Genomic DNA, 16,572 nt, shown 5'->3' on the forward strand with positions numbered 1-16,572 from the left:
CCTTATTTTCCCCAGTTCAGCGCCGGGGTATGGACCGGGGCGTCCCATAACGCCAGCGTGTCATCATCCGCTTTCAGCAGGGTGATGGAGAAACCCGCCATATCCAGCGAGGTGCAGTAGCTGCCGATGAGGTTGCGTTCAATCACAATGCCGGACGCTTCGCAGCGCTGGGCGAGGCGGTTGTAAACGCCATACAGTTCGGAAAGCGGCGTGGCGCCGAGGTTATTGACCAGCGCGATAACCCGATCGCCGTTTTGCAGCGCGGTTTTGCTCTGTTTCACTTCCTGCCACGCCCCCTTGACGTTATCCCACTGGCGCAGCGTGCGGCTGTATGCGCCGTTTTCCAGCAGGGTATCGAACATCTCATCGACGGTTTGGTCGAGCGAGCTGAAGCGGCGGCGGTCGATACCCGGCTCGCCATGGATGCCGACGCCGAACTCCATCTCATCATCTTTCAGGGTAAACGAGGGCTGTCCGGCGGCCGGTACGGTGCAGGCGCCCAGCGCGATGCCAATCGAGTGACCAAGGTTATTTAAACGGCGGCCCAGTTCGGCGCAGGCTTCCAGCGAGTCGCCGCGTTCGGCGGCGGCGCCGACCAGTTTTTCAATCAGCACGGTATTGGCGACGCCGCGGCGTCCGGCGGTGTAGAGGCTATCTTTTACCGCCACGTCGTCATCCACCACGACGGTGGTGACCTTAACGCCGCTTTCGTGCAGCAGCTCGGTGGCGGTCTCAAAATTCAGGATGTCGCCGGTATAGTTTTTGATAATCAGCAGGACGCCTTCGCCGCCGTCAATCTGCATCGCGCATTCGAACATTTTGTCCGGCGTCGGCGAGGTGAAAATTTCCCCCGGGCAGGCGCCGGAGAGCATGCCCTGGCCGATGTAGCCGCAGTGCATCGGTTCGTGTCCGCTGCCGCCGCCGGAGAGCAGCGCCACTTTGCCGGCGACCGGCGCATCGGCGCGGGTCACATAGACCGGGTCCTGGTGCAGCGTCAGTTCAGGATGCGCCTTCGCCAGGCCGATAAGCTGTTCACTCAGTACATCTTCCACACGGTTAATCAGTTTTTTCATTGTTTATGCTCCGTAGGGTAGGGGAGGTCGCCTGTCTATAAGGGTAGCCCGGCGATGTAGTGATTCTGGCTGAGCGGGCGCAAAATAAAACGCCGTCAAAATGAGTTCCATAACGGAACGTAGAAAATGATTTTTGTTCCTTTATGGAACGTTATTCGCCGATAAACAGGAAAATTGCGAGCCAGCGCTAATAATGTGGCCGTGTTTTTCTGCTATCAGAGCGGGGCCGATGATGATTTTTTTCGCTATTGCGCCGCATTGAGGCGATTTTCTGCGTTAAAGAGGAGGGACGATAGCGGCTTTTTTGCCAAAATGAGCCGATCGCGATCGCAATCCCATCGCTTTCTCAGTCATGTCGTTTCAATGTGAAACGCATTATTTTTTTATCTGTTTCAGAACAGAACAAAAAAGGGAAAAATTTTTTTCGCTTTTGCTCGCCCTACAGTGGATGCATCGCTCCGGCAGCGTGGCTGTAGGCGCCATTGATACCAGGCGCCGCGGCATGACGGCCAGGGCTCACGTGTCAACATATGCACTTATTTGAGGGTGAAAGGAATGCTAAAAGTTATTCAATCTCCAGCCAAATATCTCCAGGGACCTGATGCCGCCATGCTGTTTGGCGAATACGCTAAAAACCTGGCCGACAGCTTTTTTGTTATCGCCGATGACTTCGTGATGAAGCTGGCGGGCGACAAAGTATTGAACGGCCTGCATAGCCACAATATTAGCTGCCATGCGGAACGGTTTAACGGCGAGTGCAGCCATGCGGAAATCAACCGCCTGATCGCTATTCTTAAGCAGCACGGCTGCCGCGGCGTGGTGGGTATCGGCGGCGGGAAAACCCTCGATACCGCGAAGGCTATCGGCTATTACCAGAAGCTGCCGGTGGTGGTGATCCCGACAATTGCCTCAACCGATGCGCCGACCAGCGCGCTGTCGGTTATCTACACCGAGGCGGGCGAATTTGAAGAGTATCTGATCTACCCGAAAAACCCGGATATGGTGGTGATGGACACGGCGATTATCGCCAAAGCGCCGGTACGCTTGCTGGTGGCCGGGATGGGCGATGCGCTCTCCACCTGGTTTGAAGCCAAGGCCTGCTTCGATGCGCGAGCCACCAGCATGGCGGGCGGGCAGTCCACGGCGGCGGCCTTGAGCCTGGCGCGCCTGTGCTATGATACGCTGCTGGCGGAAGGCGAAAAAGCACGCCTGGCGGCTCAGGCTGGAGTGGTGACCGATGCGCTGGAGCGCATTGTCGAAGCCAACACCTATCTGAGCGGTATTGGCTTTGAGAGCAGCGGCCTGGCCGGCGCGCACGCGATTCACAACGGTTTCACCATTCTTGAAGAGTGCCACCATCTGTATCACGGCGAAAAAGTCGCTTTCGGCACCCTGGCGCAGCTGGTGCTGCAAAACAGCCCGCTGGAAGAGATCGAAACCGTGATGGGCTTCTGTGAAAAAGTCGGCCTGCCGATCACCCTTGCGCAGATGGGCGTGAAAGAGGGTATTGAAAGCAAAATCCACGCGGTCGCGAAAGCCACCTGCGCAGAAGGCGAAACCATCCACAATATGCCGTTCCCGGTCACCGCGGATAGCGTCTACGCCGCCATCCTTACCGCGGACCTGCTTGGGCAGCAGTGGCTGGCGCGTTAATTCGTTTTCGCCTGACCGAGACGCCGCAGCATAATGCGGCATGAACTTTCCCCTCCGGCAGCCGCTGCCGGAGGGTTTTGTCGTTTTAACTGTGTTAACTACAGCGGAAAAGGGATATGACAGCTCAGACTCAGGGCGCGGAAAATGAAGTTTCAGCCGTTATCAGCCAGTCGTGGCATCGCTGCAGCAAATTTATGCAGCGGGAAACCTGGCAGGCGCCGCATCAGGCGCAGGGGCTGACCTTTGAATCGATCTGCCGTCGCAAAACCGCGCTGCTGACCATCGGTCAGGCGGCGCTGGAAGATGCGTGGGAGTTTATGGCCAACCGCCCCTGCGCGCTGTTCATCCTTGATGAGTCGGCCTGCATTCTGAGCCGCTGTGGTAACCCGCAGACACTGGAACAGCTGGCGGAACTGGGATTTCGCGACGGCAGCTACTGCGCGGAGAGCATTATCGGCACCTGCGCGCTGTCGCTGGCTTCGATGCTCGGACAGCCGGTCAACACCGCGGGCGACGAGCACTTTAAGCAGGCGCTGCGCCGCTGGTCGTTTAGTTCGACGCCGGTGTTCGATAACCATGGCCGCCTGTTTGGATCGATTTCGCTATGCTGTCTGCGCGAAGAGTGGGCCCCGGCGGATCTGTCGCTGACCTTGGCCATCGCCCGCGAAGTGGGTAACTCGCTGCTTACCGACAGCCTGCTGGCGGAATCTAACCGTCACCTTAATCAAATGTACGGCCTGCTGGAAAGTATGGACGACGGGGTGATGGCGTGGAACGAGCAGGGAGTGCTGCAGTTTCTCAACGTGCAGGCGGCCACGCTGCTGCATCTCGATACCCAGGCCAGCCAGGGGCGAAATATCAACGAACTGCTGACCCTGCCGGCGTTGCTGCGCCGCGCGATTAAACAGGCCCGCGGCCTTAATCATGTGGAAGTGACCTTCGAGAGCCAGCATCAGTTTATCGACGCGGTGATCACCCTGAAGCCTATCGTGGAGGAGCAGGGCAATAGCTTCATTTTACTGCTCCACCCGGTGGAGCAGATGCGTCAATTAATGACCAGCCAATTGGGCAAAGTGAGCCATACCTTCGAACAGATGTCGGCGGATGACCCGGAAACCCGTAGGCTGATCCACTTTGGCCGCCAGGCGGCGCGCGGCGCTTTTCCGGTGCTGCTGTGCGGCGAGGAAGGGGTGGGTAAAGAATTACTGAGCCAGGCTATCCATAACGAAAGCGAGCGGGCGCCGGGCCCGTATATTTCAGTTAACTGCCAGCTGTACGCCGACAGCGTACTGGGACAGGATTTTATGGGCAGCGCGCCAACCGACGATGAAAATGGCCGCCTCAGCCGACTCGAACTGGCTAACGGCGGCACGCTGTTCCTGGAAAAAATAGAGTATCTGGCCCCCGAGCTGCAGTCGGCGCTGCTGCAGGTGATAAAACAGGGCGTGCTGACGCGTCTTGATGCCCGGCGGCTGATTCCGGTGGATGTGAAAGTGATCGCCACCACCACCGTTGACCTCGCCAACCTGGTGGAGCAGAACCGCTTTAGCCGCCAGCTGTACTATGCGCTGCATTCGTTTGAGATAGTCATTCCGCCGCTGCGGGCGCGGCGCGGCAGCATTCCTTCGCTGGTGCATAGCCGTCTGCGTCGGCTGGAGAAACGCTTTTCATCGCGGCTGAAGGTCGATGACGACGCGCTGGCCCAACTGACCGCCTACCCGTGGCCGGGCAATGATTTTGAGCTTAATAGCATTATTGAGAATATCGCGATGAGCAGCGATAACGGGCATATCCGCTTAAGCAATCTCCCCGAACATCTCTTCTCTACCCGGCCTGGTAGCGAAACGGCCTCATCGCTACTGCCGTCTAGCCTGTCTTTCAGCGCCATCGAGAAAGAGGCGATTATCCAGGCGGCGCGCGTGACCAACGGCCGGGTACAGGAGATGTCGCAGTTGCTGAATATTGGCCGTACCACGCTGTGGCGCAAGATGAAGCAGTACGATATCGACGCCGGGCAGTTTAAGCGCCGGGGGCAAAATTAACCGGCGGTTATTTGAATCAAGCGGCAATCGAGGCCGCCGACTCGCTTGCCGATCATTAGCGATGGAGCCATATCCCCTGACTTCTTGCTCAGGAGCGGCTTTACCTTTCATTACGCTTGCATACTGAACTATCTGCGATGGGTCCTCAAAGCCAGAAACGGCGCGGCATGACGGCCAGGACATTTCTCTTAATCTGGCGCAAATCAGTAGATTCTTGCGCTAGAACACGCCGTGATGCGTTTGATTTTGTTTTGTTGTCAAATTAAAATGCAGTCAATTATTCTGTTATAAATTTATCCTGCTAGTGAAATAAACCATTGTTTTTTCGTTTTAAGGGATACGATTTTGCTGAGAAGGGAGGCTTCTTTGTGTTCAATGGTGCAGCGCACTCTGACGTAAACAATTTCGTTAATATAGAAAAGGGGAGGCGCGGTAGAAAGAGTCAACCGTTTATCTCTTTCTCCAAAAACGGGGGGCATGTCAGGATCGCGGCTTTCATCGCTCGTCACGGTGAACATGTTGATATTCAAATAGATTATTCCACAAGAACCATCCGGGTTAAGAAGGTGGAGCACCACGGCGTGCGTATTAACGTCGGCGGCGTCTTTACCCGTAAGGTGCTGGTGAAACAGTTTCTGTTTGGCGAGAAGAAGACTATCCGCGTTGATCTCACCAAACAGGACGATGGCTGGTTTTATGGCGACTTGCCGGTAGAGTTTACGGCCAATTGCGCATAGTGCGTTATTGCCTGAATTAGCCATTATTCAGCTATGTCGATATGGAGATAGCTGAAGATGGCTTTTTTATATCAATGGGATATAAATACGAGTCATTATAGTTTCGTATTAAAAATTTATTTTTAAGTAAATAAGTGCCATTAAACTCTATTAAATAATAGTTATTTCCAATGATATCTTTGCAATAATTAAGGGAAAATAGAGACGCAAAAAAGGAAACGATAATTAATGGAAAATTTACTCAGACACTGTGAACAGGTTGCTGCTGGCCCCTATAGCCGCGACGCCCGCGCGCTGGCGCATGAAGTGATCGATACCATCTCGGCGGGCGTCCCGCCGGAGCAGCTGATTCTCCCGTGGATGTCCGTTAAAGAGGGGCTGCCCGACGCCAATAGCGGGCGCTACGTGTGCGCATATACGCCAGCACAATCTCAGGACCGCCGCTATCAGCTGGTCTCCGCCGCCATGTTCCGCGCCGTTTGTCGGGACGCCACCCACTGGTTTTATATGTGGGAAGCGCTGTGAGTGGGGAAGATAGGATGCTGTTCTACTGGCTATTTTTTAACAATAATGTTGTCGTAAAAATAAAGAGTATGGAGTCAGTATCGGGGCATGGCAAATGGATGTTTTATGCCGCCTAAGGTGTCCCTGAGCGAACACCTAAGGCGAGTATTATTAATTAACAGCGTCCTGCGGCTTTTGATAATGCATCACATGTTTTACTAGTAGAACTTGCTACACCGCCAGCGCAAATAGCATCAGAAACCGTACTGCTTCCCCCTATTGATATCAGTCCATAAAGTTTTGGTTCTGCAGCTTTAGTGACATAACAACGGTGTGCTTTCTTACCTATTGTCGCCACAAAATTGGTTTTAACGCCATTTTGCTGAACATCTGAAATTGTCACGTCAGAAGCATTGACATTTAATGTAAACGCTGCGGCATCTCGCATTTCGTTTTCTGTCGCGATCGGTGGTTTTGATACGCATCCGATTAATAAAATGGCGGGAAGTATGCATGTCGTTAATTTAAAAATTTCCATTTTGTTATCCATTATATAATTATGCGAAATGTATATATAGATTACAGGTTGATACATTTCTTTGATTTTGGATATCATTTTATATGTGCAATGAGAGTTGTGTTAATGCCAATGGGTTAATGATAATTTGGAAAAAGAAATTTGAGGTTAGTATTCATTTTGGTGATGTTGTAGATGTTTGATTGAAGGGCTTTATTTAATTAAACCATTGAGTTTGTGAATGCTTTTGTTTTTAAAAATTAACTCCTTCCATTTTTTCATCAAAATAATCATTTATGTCTGTTATATTTATGGCGTAAGGTAAGATAGTTATTAATACATTTAAATAGCAATCTCCCTTTACGCATTCGCCATTTATTCGGGCTCGCCGAATTTAGTGAGACAGCGATGCCGGTGACCGGATAGTGCGACTGACGATCACAAATCCGCGATTCTTAATCGATGCCGGGTAAAAAATGGCTTATCGTGCCGTGGTGCGCGAAGCCGTTTGGGCAGCGTCAATGGCTACACTGAATACTGCATATTATTCGCCAGTCGCGGCGGTTTTCATTTTTACGCCGAGTGGCGCGCGGTGTCATAAAGGATGAGAGATGAGTAAATCAGATAATCAGACAGAGCGCGATGCAGGATATCGCCGCGTGCGGCTGGAGGATATCGCTACCCGTTGTCGTACCTCGCTCAGTACCGTGTCGCGGGCGCTATCGGGCGAAAAAGGGGTCAGCCACGAACTGCGCACGCGTATTCAGGAAGTGGCGCGGGCCATGCGATATACGCCGGCTCAGGAGCTGGGCGGCGCGCGAATTGTGCTGGCTATTTCACAAGTGGCGATGCTGGATTACAACCGCTATCAGTTTAGCTGGTACGTCCTGCAAGGGCTAAAAGAGCGAGCGAAGGTGCTGGGCGTTGATCTCATTACTCATCAGCTCAGCGATAATGACAATGGCGCTCTACAGGCGCTGCTGGAAGAAGCGGACGTAGGCGGCGTGCTGGCGCTGACGGTGGACGACAGCGGTTTTCTGAATACGGTGGCGAACCTGAAAAAACCGGCGGTGTTGGTGAATACTGACGATCCGTTAATGCGCTTGTCCAGCGTGCTGCCCTGTAACCGTTCGGCCACGCGCATGGCCTGTGAATATTTGCTCGAGCGCGGCCACCGCGACATTCTTTTTTTAACCCACCCAGGCAGGCGAACCATTGAACAGCGTGAGGATGGTTGGCGGGAAGCGATGCGCGCTCGCCAGCTGTTGTGCGACGATTCGCGGATCCTGACGGTAACCGACTGGCTGCCGGAGCTGGCGGAGCAGGCGGTGATTGCGCGTTTCCGTGATACTCCGCGCGAGTGTACGGCGATACTGTGCGCCAATGATTCGCTGGCGATCGGCGCGATCAACGGCGTGCGGGCCTTAGGACTGCGCGTGCCGGAAGATATCTCGGTAGTCGGTATGAATAACCTGCCGCAGGCGGAGTTTGCCACACCGCCGTTGACTACCGTTCACCTTCCGGTACACGAAATCGGCACGCTGGCGCTGGAGCTACTGCAGGATATGATTGCGGGTAGTGTCGAAATTCCAAGACGGGTTGAGCTGGCGTGCGCCATCGTCGAACGTCAATCGGTGGCCCGTATCGCCTGATACGCGCCACCGGTAAAGAGAGCGGGTTAGTCGAATTTAGCCCGCTCCATCTTCGGCACTAACAGCAGATACATAATCGCCCATGCCAGCAGATAAGCCACAGAGCTGATGGCGAACAGCGCCCAATAGTTACCAGAGGCTTCAAGCACGGCGCCAATCACCGTAGAGAAGATCACGCTGCCGATCATCCCGAAGGTACTGCCAATCCCCACGACAGAACCGACGGCTGCGCTCGGGAACAGATCGGATACCGAGGTCAGAATGTTGGCAGACCACCCCTGGTGCGCCGCCGCAGCTAACCCGACCAGCGCGACGGCGGCCCACAGATTTTCGACCTGGGTGGCGGCGAAAATCGGCAGGACCAGGCAGGCGCAGATCAGCATCGTGAGTTTACGTGCGCTGGCGGTGCTAAATCCTTTACTCATCAATTTGCCGGGTAACCAGCCTGCGCCGAGGCTGCCGACGATGGCGAAGAGATAAATAACGATCAGCGGCAGTCCCAGACCTTCCATGTTGATACCGCGGGATTCGTTGAGCCATTTTGGCAGCCAGAAGAGGAAGAACCACCAGATTGGGTCGGTCAACATTTTGCCTAATGCCACGGCCCACAGTTGGCGATAGCCCAGCAGATGCGTCCATTTAATGGCCGAAACGCTGACGGCTTCTTCTTTATCCTGAGCAATCCACGCCTGCTCTTCGGCGCTGGCTTTCGCTTTCACCGGGCCAAAAGCGATGAACCAGGGAATCAGCCACAGTAAGCCAATGGCGCCGAGAATTAAAAACGCGCCGTGCCAGCCGTAATGCACTGCGATAAGCGGAATCAGCGCAGGCGAGATAACCACGCCGATATTGACCGCGACGCCAAGAATGCCGGTCGCCAGCGTGCGTTCCTTTTTAGGATGCCACTCGGCAATCACCTTCATCGCCGCCGGGAAGTTAGCGGACTCGCCTAGCCCAAGCAGGACGCGAACCAGCGCAAACCCCGCCACCGAACCGACGACCGCATGCGCCATCGCCGCGACGCTCCAGACGACCATCGCCGCCGCATAGCTGATTTTGGTCCCCAGTTTGTCGATAATTCGCCCGCATACCAGCGTGCCGACGCCATACGCGACGGTAAACGCATTGACCAGCCAGCTATATTCCATTTGCGTCCAGCCGATATCTTTTTGCAGCATTGGCGCAAGAAGGCCGAGGATCTGGCGATCCATATAGTTAACCGTTGTGGCAAACACCAGCATGGAACAGATGACCCAGCGATAGTTGCTTTTCGGTTTAGCCATTTCGCGAGCGGGATTGTGCAGCGTATTCGGATTAACATCATCAGAGGCCTGCCCGGAAGGCACAGCCTGTTTGTCGATTTGCGTATCCATTATTATTTTCCTTGCCCGGTCTCTGCCGGGCGTTGGTTACAGAGGAAGTTCACGGCTGCTGCCCACGACGCTCCACTGCTGTGGGTCCAGCGTGCGGTTCTCGGCGCTCACTCGTCCATCGGCCAGGAAGCGCACCGTTCCGTACTGCGGATCGTTCACTTCAATACTGCCGTCGTCGTGCTGCATCATGGTCAGGTCGCTGAAACATGCGCTGAAGGTCTCGAGGGAGCTATCGACTCGATCGTTGATGCGAACCAGCCAGCGGGTTTGTTGCCCGTTAAGGCGTATTTCGCAGCCGCGGGTTGGCCCCGTATTCACCGTTTCAAACGGCTGATTACCCACCAGCAGCGCCATACCGTCACCGCTGCGTACCGCCGCGCGCTGGCCGCTAATAACGACCTCATCAAACTGGCTTTGCGGCAGCCAGGCGTGAGTAAAGTCAGGCTGATCGGCGTGCAGATTGAAAGTCAGCACCGCCAGCCCGCGATATTGCTGCACGCGCGGCAGCGTGCCGCAGCCGCCCCAGTAGGAGGGGCGACCGAACCCGCCGTGCAGGGTCTCGCCTGGATGGTTGATCCAGATCTGCGCTTCGGGTTGGTTGCCAAGACGTAAATGGAACGGCGTCTCCTGATAGCCCCACTCTCCCCAGCGATAGCCGGCGATGGACCCCATCGCCGCATGGCGGTTTTTGTAGTGATAGAGTTTGGCGATCCGGTTAGCGCCCTGGGCAAAACACCACTCGATGGCGCTCTCTTTTTGCCAGGCGGCAACTTCTGCTAGTTCCGCCGGAAGGGTGAGCAGGCCATCACGCAGCAGCAGGGCTAATTGCGGCAGCGCATGGAAACGACAGCCATAGTTACCTTTGCCCCACAGCAGACGCGAAATCGCCGCCAGTTCCAGAGAGCGTCCGGCGCGTAGGGTGTGTTCGTAAGAACGTCCCTGCGAGGCGGTCAGAAAACCCTGGTGGGCGGAGCGGGCAATCTGCGCCAGCAAGCGCGTGATTGCCGCGATGGCGCGCTGGCTTATTTGCGCGTCGCCGGACAGCGCCGCCAGCGCGGTGAGACCTTTTAAATCAATGGGGAAGTAGGGCGCTGAGTTCCATTCGGCCATTTCACACTGCTCGAAATGGTCCAGCCAACTGATGACCCGCGCTTTACCCGCCGCCGCCTGCTCGCGCCCGCTGCGTCCTGAACGGGTGAAAGTCGCGTCCGGGAAGAGATTGCCCGCCAGCAGCGCCGCGGTGTGGAATAACAGGGCGTGGTTCTCAGAGAAATACCACTGTACATCGTTACCGGGTTCGTCCATCCAGTAGCGAAAACGCAGTATGGCGTCATCGATGCGCCCGCGAACCGCAGGATCGATCTTGTCGCCCCATACCGTCCGGCACCACAGCAACGGCACAAGGGTAAAGTCGGCGCAATCGTGACAGTCGAGCACCGACGCCAGGACCCCATCCAGCATCTGCTGGGTTTGCTCATCGTTCAGGCCGCAGGCCAGGCGCGCCAGCGCTTTGACGCTGCTGTATTCACCTTCATGAGCGACCACCTCCAGCGCTTCCGCAATCCGCGCTTCCAGCGTTGTCGGGATTGCCGTCTGGCGGTCGGCGTGGCAGATTTCGACGCCCAGCGTGCGGCTTATCTTGAACCCTTCACGCTGCAGCGTAATGTGGAAATTGCGGAAGTCCGCCGGGATAGCTTCGCTTTCGGCAATGGCGACCAGCGACTCGCCGGCGGAGAGTCGGCTATCGAGCGTGACCGGTTCATCCAGCGAGATAAAATCCCCCAGCACGTTGACGTGCAGGCAGTAGTCCGTCGACGCGGGTTGAGGAAATACGAGGCGAATGGTGCCGCGGTTATATACCGGATGCTCGAAGGAAACGCCGTCCAGTAACTGCTCCATCTCTTTGACCTGCGCGTCGGTCAGCGGCGTTGCCAGCGCAATACGCAGCGGCTCGCCGTCAAGGTAGTCGAGTTGGAAAAAGAAGCGAATATCGCGTTCGGCTAAGTCATCAAACCACAGCCCCAGCTCGTTTTTCCCCGCCTGTAGCGACAGGCTGAATTCACGCTGGTTTTCGAGGTTACGCTGATAATCAGCCATCCAGAGTACTTCTTCGCCGTTAAGCTTCAGCAGCGCGCCGCCGCAGGTGGCGAGGCGAAAACGATACTCGCCCGCCTGTGGGCAATCGAGCAGCGTTCTGGCCCAGGCGCCGACGCGGGTTGGGCGAAACCAAAATCCGGAGAGATCGACCCTGTCGGAAGCAAAAGGGAACCACCAGCGAGAGTAGTTTGCGCTGGCGAAAGGCTGCGGTTTTTTTTCAGCAAAGTGCTGGCGAAAATCGTCGCGGCACGGGTAGGTATGAGGAATGAAGTTTTTATGTTTACTTAAAAAGAAAAACGGGTCCATTTCGCCAGCCATCGGCGTGTCCGCCGTGTCATAGCGTAAACTGGTAATATCGGATAGCTGCCAGTAGCGCACGGCATTACCCGCCGTTAAATTAAAATTACTATATTCGATAGCCATTATTATTTTCTCCAAAAGAGAAGGGCGGTATTTTATTTTTTATCAGCAAGGCGCAAACCTTCGCTCAGGCATAATATTGCTAATGCCTGTCCATAGCCGGTAGGTTGTAATGGAATATCTTTATAAAATTGCAGGGTGCGCCCCATTCGGGTGCCATAAGAAACATTGTGTACCGTTCCTGCGGCATCAATATTATCCTGAACAATCTCCAGCGCTTTCATACCCGCCTGTAGCCATCGTTCATCGCCAATGCCAATACGCGCGCCTTTTAATAAGCCATAGCCAAAACCGGCGGTGGCGGAAATTTCGATGTAAGAGTCAGGATGGTCGAGCAGGGTGTGCCAGGCGCCATTAGCGGCCTGCAGATCGATTAAGGTATTAACCTGCTTTTTCAGGCACTCTATCAGGTACTCCCGAACGCCCGCGCCTACGTCGGCTAGTTCCAGTAATTCGAGTATACCGACGGTAATCCACGCATTACCGCGCGCCCAGCGGGCTTTGGCGAAGTTGCTGTTCTCGACAAAGCTCCAGCCGTGGTACCACAGCCCGGTTTGCGGATCGTTGAGATAGCGCGCATGCAGCAGGAATTGCCGAACGGCTTCATCTACCAGCTCCTGGCGCCCGGATACCGTGCCGTAGTGCGCGAGGAACAGTACTACCATGAACAGCGTATCGTCCCAGATCTCCATGTCGTTAATGCCGTCGGAAACCACATGCTGGAAGCCTTGTTCCGGCGTACGCGGCAGTTCCGTCATCACGCGATTTGCCCAGTTATCCAGCACCTGCTGGTAGTGCGGCTGCCGGTTATGGGACCAGAAAAGCGAGAGGGGAAGCATCGGCGCGGTGGTATTGACGTTGAGGCCTGGGAGACCTTTTTCGATATTTCCCTGAAACCACTGGTCAATAATTTGATATAGCTCATCAGACTTCGTGTTTTCCCATAAACGTACCAAACCAAATAGCCCTACGCCCTGCGGCCATTCCCAACTGGAAAATGAAATATAATCCCCGGCGCTACCGTCAAGATTGGGTTCATTAAACCGTCCGTTATCTTTTAATTCAGTAAATCCGCGCAGCAGTAAATCAATATTTTTATTCAGTGAACGCTTTTCCATTTTTTATTCTCATTCTCGCTCTAAGGATGATTTGGCTATAAGAATTAAATCACTACGCATTTCGTATGCGCAATACGAAAAAATTTTGCGTTTATATTTTGTGAGCCTTGCCGATATTTTATTGCCCTGCGCGGGCGTCGTTTTTTGCGAAAAAGGGACAGGAACTGTTGATAAAACAAGAGGTTGTTGGAACGCTGTTTCATTTTTGATTTTGGAAGCGCTAAAATTTTTTGCGTAAACAGCAAAATGGCTGGAGACTATCGAACCATCATTACTGATTCCAGAAAAAAGCCACTCTGTGGAGTGGCTTAATTGCATGATTTTGTTACTTATATTTTCTTATCAGTCCACACGGCGAGGCCTGTTTTATTAAAGTTTGATGGTCACCTGGTTTCCGATAACCCATGCATCTTTAATCTCCTCTATTCCTCCCGGATGGGCGAGTAGCTGGAGATTAGGCCGCAAGGTCAGCCATGGCGTAACGTGAAAGCTATAATGCAGCTCTGCGGCATACTCGCTTCTGCGGACCGGGACATACAAGGGATCATCATAATCATCGATCCCTCGCATCTGGTTCTGGAGCTGCGCTCGACGAGCGACTTTGGCGTTGGCATGCATTTTACTTACGCCGAAGCTGATAAAGTCCTGCGGGCGGCTGGCGAAAGGGCCCTTATAAATGATGCCGGCCTGGATCTGATAGTCCATTGTCGCCGTATTTTTATCATTTATGGCCAGATGCCCGAAAATGTTGAGGCCATTTTGTCGCTGGCTGCCCGAGTGGGTCAGCTGCTGGCTGACATAGAGATAACCTCCGTAACGGCCGCCGTGTCGCCGGGCAGCCTGCCGCGTGAGGACATAGGGATCGCCATTGTCGTCATCCAGTACATCATTGGCGTCCGCTGTGTTGTACCAGCCGCCGATTTTCCAGGTGTCCGGCAGGAATGTGGCGCCTGGAGTGGGCCTATGCCCTAGTTCAACAATGTACATGTACCCCAAATGCCCGGTGCCATCGAGCTCGAAACTGCCGTGGCGGGTAGCGTAGTTGGGGTTATATTGAAATCCGCCAGCCTGGATATAAAGCGCCGAACTAAGAGCGTATTTAATGCGGCCACCCCACTGGCCTATGGGAGTGTTATACCAGACGCCGCTACCGTGCCCGGCTAACGAACCGCACAACGACAGGTTTTGAAAAAAACAGCCGCTATTATCAAAGTCCTCTCCTGGCGGCATGAGACCGACCTTGAGATCCCACTTTTTATCCTGCCAGGTTTTTTTGAACCAGAACTGCGTCGCGTGCCATGTTTGTCCCCGACCGTAGTTACTCTGAACACCCGAGCCGATTACCGGAGCACGTGGATCCTGGAGACGATCCTGAGTCAAATCTCTCCCGTTACGATCGTTTAGCGACGCTTTAAATTCTCCGTCGTGAATGCCGAAAATCTTCTCCAGATCCATATCGATGCCGAGAATATACTGATCGCTGTAGCGCAGGGTTTTATCGCGATCGTAACCGCCGGAAATATTCGTGGCGGTCATCGAACTATATTCCAGCGTAAAGTCATAACCACGATGGCGCAGATCCGTGCGCACGCCGCCCCACTCTCCGGTCATGTTTTTTGCTGTGGGAGAAAAAAACGTATCGTTGGCCAACGCCAGGAAAGGGTGTAGTAAAGCCAGCAGCATCGTGCCGCTTTGAATCAGTTTGTTCATATTTTTCACCGCCTGTTGATGATCCAGGTCTAGGAGTTTTCCCGATAAGACGCAGTTGAATCAGCCTGGTGCGTCGTTTTATTGCCAGAGGCGGCCCCGCATCTCCCGGAGCCACGGAGCGTTTATGGAGACAGCTCTTCTAACGATTTCCCTTTGGTTTCAATGGCAAAGAGCCAGGTACTTAAGCCGCCAATCAGCGCAATGACCGCGAAAGTGATGAACACAAAACGGATCCCGAAGCCTCCGACGATATAACCCACCATCAGTGGGCCAATGGATGACCCTGCGCGCAGCCATGCGCTGGAATATGCGGTGCCAATGGCGCGTAGTCGGGTGGGATATAGTTCTGCCGCGTATAGATAAAGCGAGAAAGCGATGGTTTGCAGAATGGCGTAGGTCAGGCTTCCCAGAATCAGAATTTCCACGGCGGATTTGGCGCCGAGAATCGAAAGCGTAATCAGCGGAACGATGGCCAGTAAAAAAGCCCATGTGTACCAGCGCTTACGCCCGACACGGTCGATCAGCAGGGCGCAAATCACTGAAGCCACGACGCCGCAGGAAGAGGTGATCCAACCGTAGGCCAGACTGGTATCGAGAGAGAGGTTAAACCAGGTTTTATAAAGGGTTGGAAACCAGGTGATCATGCCGTTGTTGACGCTATAAACCGTCAGCCACAGTCCCCACAGCATAAAGGTTCGGGATTTATAGATCCCGCCAAATAGGGCTTTTACGCCTTCCGGAGCCGCTTTTTGCACCGTAGGGGCTTTCATTTCCGGCTCGGGTAATGTCATACCGCGCCTGATGACCTCTGATTCCAGCGTAGATACGATATTATCCGCTTCCTTTAGTCTACCTTTTGCGGCCAACCAGCGGGGTGATTCCGGCATTAACCAGCGCAGAGGGACGGTCAATGCGGAAGGGACTAAGCCAATTAAAAACATGACTTTCCATCCATAGATGGGCACCAGAAAATACCCCACTAACCCGGCAAACATCATGCCGATGGGGAAAATCACCTCATACAACAAAAAGAACCGCCCCCGCCTTTTTGCCCCGACAAATTCATTGATATAGGCGCTGGCAACGGGAACCTCCGCGCCGATTCCCACTCCCTGTAAAAAGCGAATAATCAGAATTGACCAACCGTTCCATGCAAAAAGACAGGCCGCATCCATCAGTACAAACAGAATGATGGTGATACGTAATACGCCGATACGACCTATTTTTTCCGCCAGCGAGCCAAAAAATAGCGCGCCGCATAGTTGGCCCACATAACTGGCCGCAATAATAAGACCGACAAACGTCGGCGTTAAACCCCACTCCTGGGTAAGCTGCGGGAGCGCAAAAGCGATAGCGATAATGGTATAGGCATCGAAAAAGGTCGATAAGCCGACGATAACGCGGATAGCCTTCAGCCGTCGGGTGATAGGGAGGCGTTCCAGCCTTGCCAGCAGCGCGTCTGGTGTTGACGTCGTTCCGCTGGCAACGGCGTAATCTGAAGCAATGGCCTGAGTTGACATAGTATTACCCTGTTAAACGTTGTCTGGGGCATACACGTAAGGTTCTGAATAACCACAGGGCAACGAACCCTTATTCATAGACGTGCTGCATATAATGCTGTCTTGATTAGTTTGTGGTAACGTTACTGCAATCGATTTCACGCTCAGCTAATCCTT

14 protein-coding genes are annotated in these 16,572 nt (G+C 54.1%); 6 read left to right on the forward strand and 8 right to left on the reverse strand.

All coding sequences use genetic code 11. The features are described 5' to 3' along the window. Positions 1–2: 2 nt before the first annotated feature. The gene (dhaK, locus tag KGA69_RS09520; protein WP_020077889.1) at positions 3–1,073 is read right to left on the reverse strand and encodes a dihydroxyacetone kinase subunit DhaK; all 1,071 of its coding nucleotides are present in this window, start codon (positions 1,071–1,073) and stop codon (positions 3–5) included. A 555-nt stretch (positions 1,074–1,628) separates the two neighbouring features. Here dhaK and KGA69_RS09525 point away from each other — a divergent pair. Further along, positions 1,629–2,726, forward strand: a complete 1,098-nt coding sequence (locus KGA69_RS09525) for a glycerol dehydrogenase (RefSeq protein WP_007372182.1) — start codon at positions 1,629–1,631, stop codon at positions 2,724–2,726. Between the two features lie 116 nt (positions 2,727–2,842). Continuing rightward, the gene (gene dhaR / locus KGA69_RS09530; protein WP_045392252.1) at positions 2,843–4,768 is read left to right on the forward strand and encodes a dihydroxyacetone kinase operon transcriptional regulator DhaR; all 1,926 of its coding nucleotides are present in this window, start codon (positions 2,843–2,845) and stop codon (positions 4,766–4,768) included. A gap of 293 nt (positions 4,769–5,061) precedes the next feature. On the opposite strand, the gene KGA69_RS24105 is transcribed toward dhaR, so the two are convergent. Beyond that, a complete protein-coding gene (locus KGA69_RS24105) occupies positions 5,062–5,298 on the reverse strand; it encodes a hypothetical protein (protein WP_223683740.1) in 237 nt (78 codons plus the stop codon). A 51-nt stretch (positions 5,299–5,349) separates the two neighbouring features. Between KGA69_RS24105 and KGA69_RS24110 the strand changes: the two genes are divergently transcribed. Then, complete coding sequence (locus KGA69_RS24110) at positions 5,350–5,505, forward strand: hypothetical protein (protein WP_223683739.1); 156 nt, start codon at positions 5,350–5,352, stop codon at positions 5,503–5,505. A gap of 228 nt (positions 5,506–5,733) precedes the next feature. Next, positions 5,734–6,030 carry a hypothetical protein gene (locus tag KGA69_RS09540; RefSeq protein ID WP_045392246.1) on the forward strand — a complete coding sequence of 99 codons (297 nt, stop codon included), beginning with the start codon at positions 5,734–5,736 and terminating at the stop codon, positions 6,028–6,030. A 154-nt stretch (positions 6,031–6,184) separates the two neighbouring features. On the opposite strand, the gene KGA69_RS09545 is transcribed toward KGA69_RS09540, so the two are convergent. After that, entirely contained in the window at positions 6,185–6,457 is a 273-nt protein-coding gene (locus KGA69_RS09545) for a hypothetical protein (protein WP_072047975.1), read from the reverse strand. Positions 6,458–7,137: 680 nt separating this feature from the next. On the opposite strand from KGA69_RS09545, the gene KGA69_RS09550 reads away from it, so the two are divergent. Next, positions 7,138–8,178 carry a LacI family DNA-binding transcriptional regulator gene (locus KGA69_RS09550; protein ID WP_045392243.1) on the forward strand — a complete coding sequence of 347 codons (1,041 nt, stop codon included), beginning with the start codon at positions 7,138–7,140 and terminating at the stop codon, positions 8,176–8,178. 26 nt (positions 8,179–8,204) lie between these two features. Here KGA69_RS09550 and KGA69_RS09555 read toward each other — a convergent pair whose 3' ends face one another. The 3 genes from KGA69_RS09555 to KGA69_RS09565 are packed head-to-tail and all read right to left on the reverse strand — an operon-like array spanning position 8,205 to position 13,186. Further along, on the reverse strand, positions 8,205–9,551 hold the full coding sequence (locus tag KGA69_RS09555; protein ID WP_080941171.1) for an MFS transporter: 1,347 nt from the start codon (positions 9,549–9,551) through the stop codon (positions 8,205–8,207). 36 nt (positions 9,552–9,587) lie between these two features. After that, on the reverse strand, positions 9,588–12,071 hold the full coding sequence (locus KGA69_RS09560; protein ID WP_213293034.1) for a PA14 domain-containing protein: 2,484 nt from the start codon (positions 12,069–12,071) through the stop codon (positions 9,588–9,590). Positions 12,072–12,103: 32 nt separating this feature from the next. Then, positions 12,104–13,186 (reverse strand): beta-galactosidase BglB, encoded by a 1,083-nt coding sequence (locus KGA69_RS09565; RefSeq protein WP_045392239.1) that lies wholly within the window; start codon positions 13,184–13,186, stop codon positions 12,104–12,106. Positions 13,187–13,217: 31 nt separating this feature from the next. Between KGA69_RS09565 and KGA69_RS09570 the strand changes: the two genes are divergently transcribed. Continuing rightward, positions 13,218–13,424, forward strand: a complete 207-nt coding sequence (locus KGA69_RS09570) for a hypothetical protein (RefSeq protein ID WP_131675848.1) — start codon at positions 13,218–13,220, stop codon at positions 13,422–13,424. A 131-nt stretch (positions 13,425–13,555) separates the two neighbouring features. Here KGA69_RS09570 and KGA69_RS09575 read toward each other — a convergent pair whose 3' ends face one another. After that, positions 13,556–14,896, reverse strand: coding sequence for a carbohydrate porin (locus tag KGA69_RS09575; protein ID WP_045392236.1), 1,341 nt, complete (start codon positions 14,894–14,896; stop codon positions 13,556–13,558). A gap of 122 nt (positions 14,897–15,018) precedes the next feature. Continuing rightward, entirely contained in the window at positions 15,019–16,416 is a 1,398-nt protein-coding gene (locus tag KGA69_RS09580; protein WP_213293036.1) for an MFS transporter, read from the reverse strand. Positions 16,417–16,572 lie beyond the last annotated feature (156 nt).

The organism is Klebsiella sp. A52, from assembly GCF_018388785.1.
Classification (GTDB): domain Bacteria; phylum Pseudomonadota; class Gammaproteobacteria; order Enterobacterales; family Enterobacteriaceae; genus Klebsiella; species Klebsiella aerogenes.

Coding starts and splice junctions, on each gene's coding strand:
- KGA69_RS09550 (WP_045392243.1), top strand. CDS start 7,138: ATGAGTAAATCAGATAATCAGACAGAGCGCGATGCAGGATATCGCCGC.
- KGA69_RS09540 (WP_045392246.1), top strand. CDS start 5,734: ATGGAAAATTTACTCAGACACTGTGAACAGGTTGCTGCTGGCCCCTAT.
- KGA69_RS09560 (WP_213293034.1), bottom strand. CDS start 12,071: ATGGCTATCGAATATAGTAATTTTAATTTAACGGCGGGTAATGCCGTG.
- KGA69_RS09525 (WP_007372182.1), top strand. CDS start 1,629: ATGCTAAAAGTTATTCAATCTCCAGCCAAATATCTCCAGGGACCTGAT.
- dhaR (WP_045392252.1), top strand. CDS start 2,843: ATGACAGCTCAGACTCAGGGCGCGGAAAATGAAGTTTCAGCCGTTATC.
- KGA69_RS09575 (WP_045392236.1), bottom strand. CDS start 14,896: ATGAACAAACTGATTCAAAGCGGCACGATGCTGCTGGCTTTACTACAC.
- KGA69_RS09555 (WP_080941171.1), bottom strand. CDS start 9,551: ATGGATACGCAAATCGACAAACAGGCTGTGCCTTCCGGGCAGGCCTCT.
- KGA69_RS09545 (WP_072047975.1), bottom strand. CDS start 6,457: ATGCGAGATGCCGCAGCGTTTACATTAAATGTCAATGCTTCTGACGTG.
- dhaK (WP_020077889.1), bottom strand. CDS start 1,073: ATGAAAAAACTGATTAACCGTGTGGAAGATGTACTGAGTGAACAGCTT.
- KGA69_RS09565 (WP_045392239.1), bottom strand. CDS start 13,186: ATGGAAAAGCGTTCACTGAATAAAAATATTGATTTACTGCTGCGCGGA.
- KGA69_RS09580 (WP_213293036.1), bottom strand. CDS start 16,416: ATGTCAACTCAGGCCATTGCTTCAGATTACGCCGTTGCCAGCGGAACG.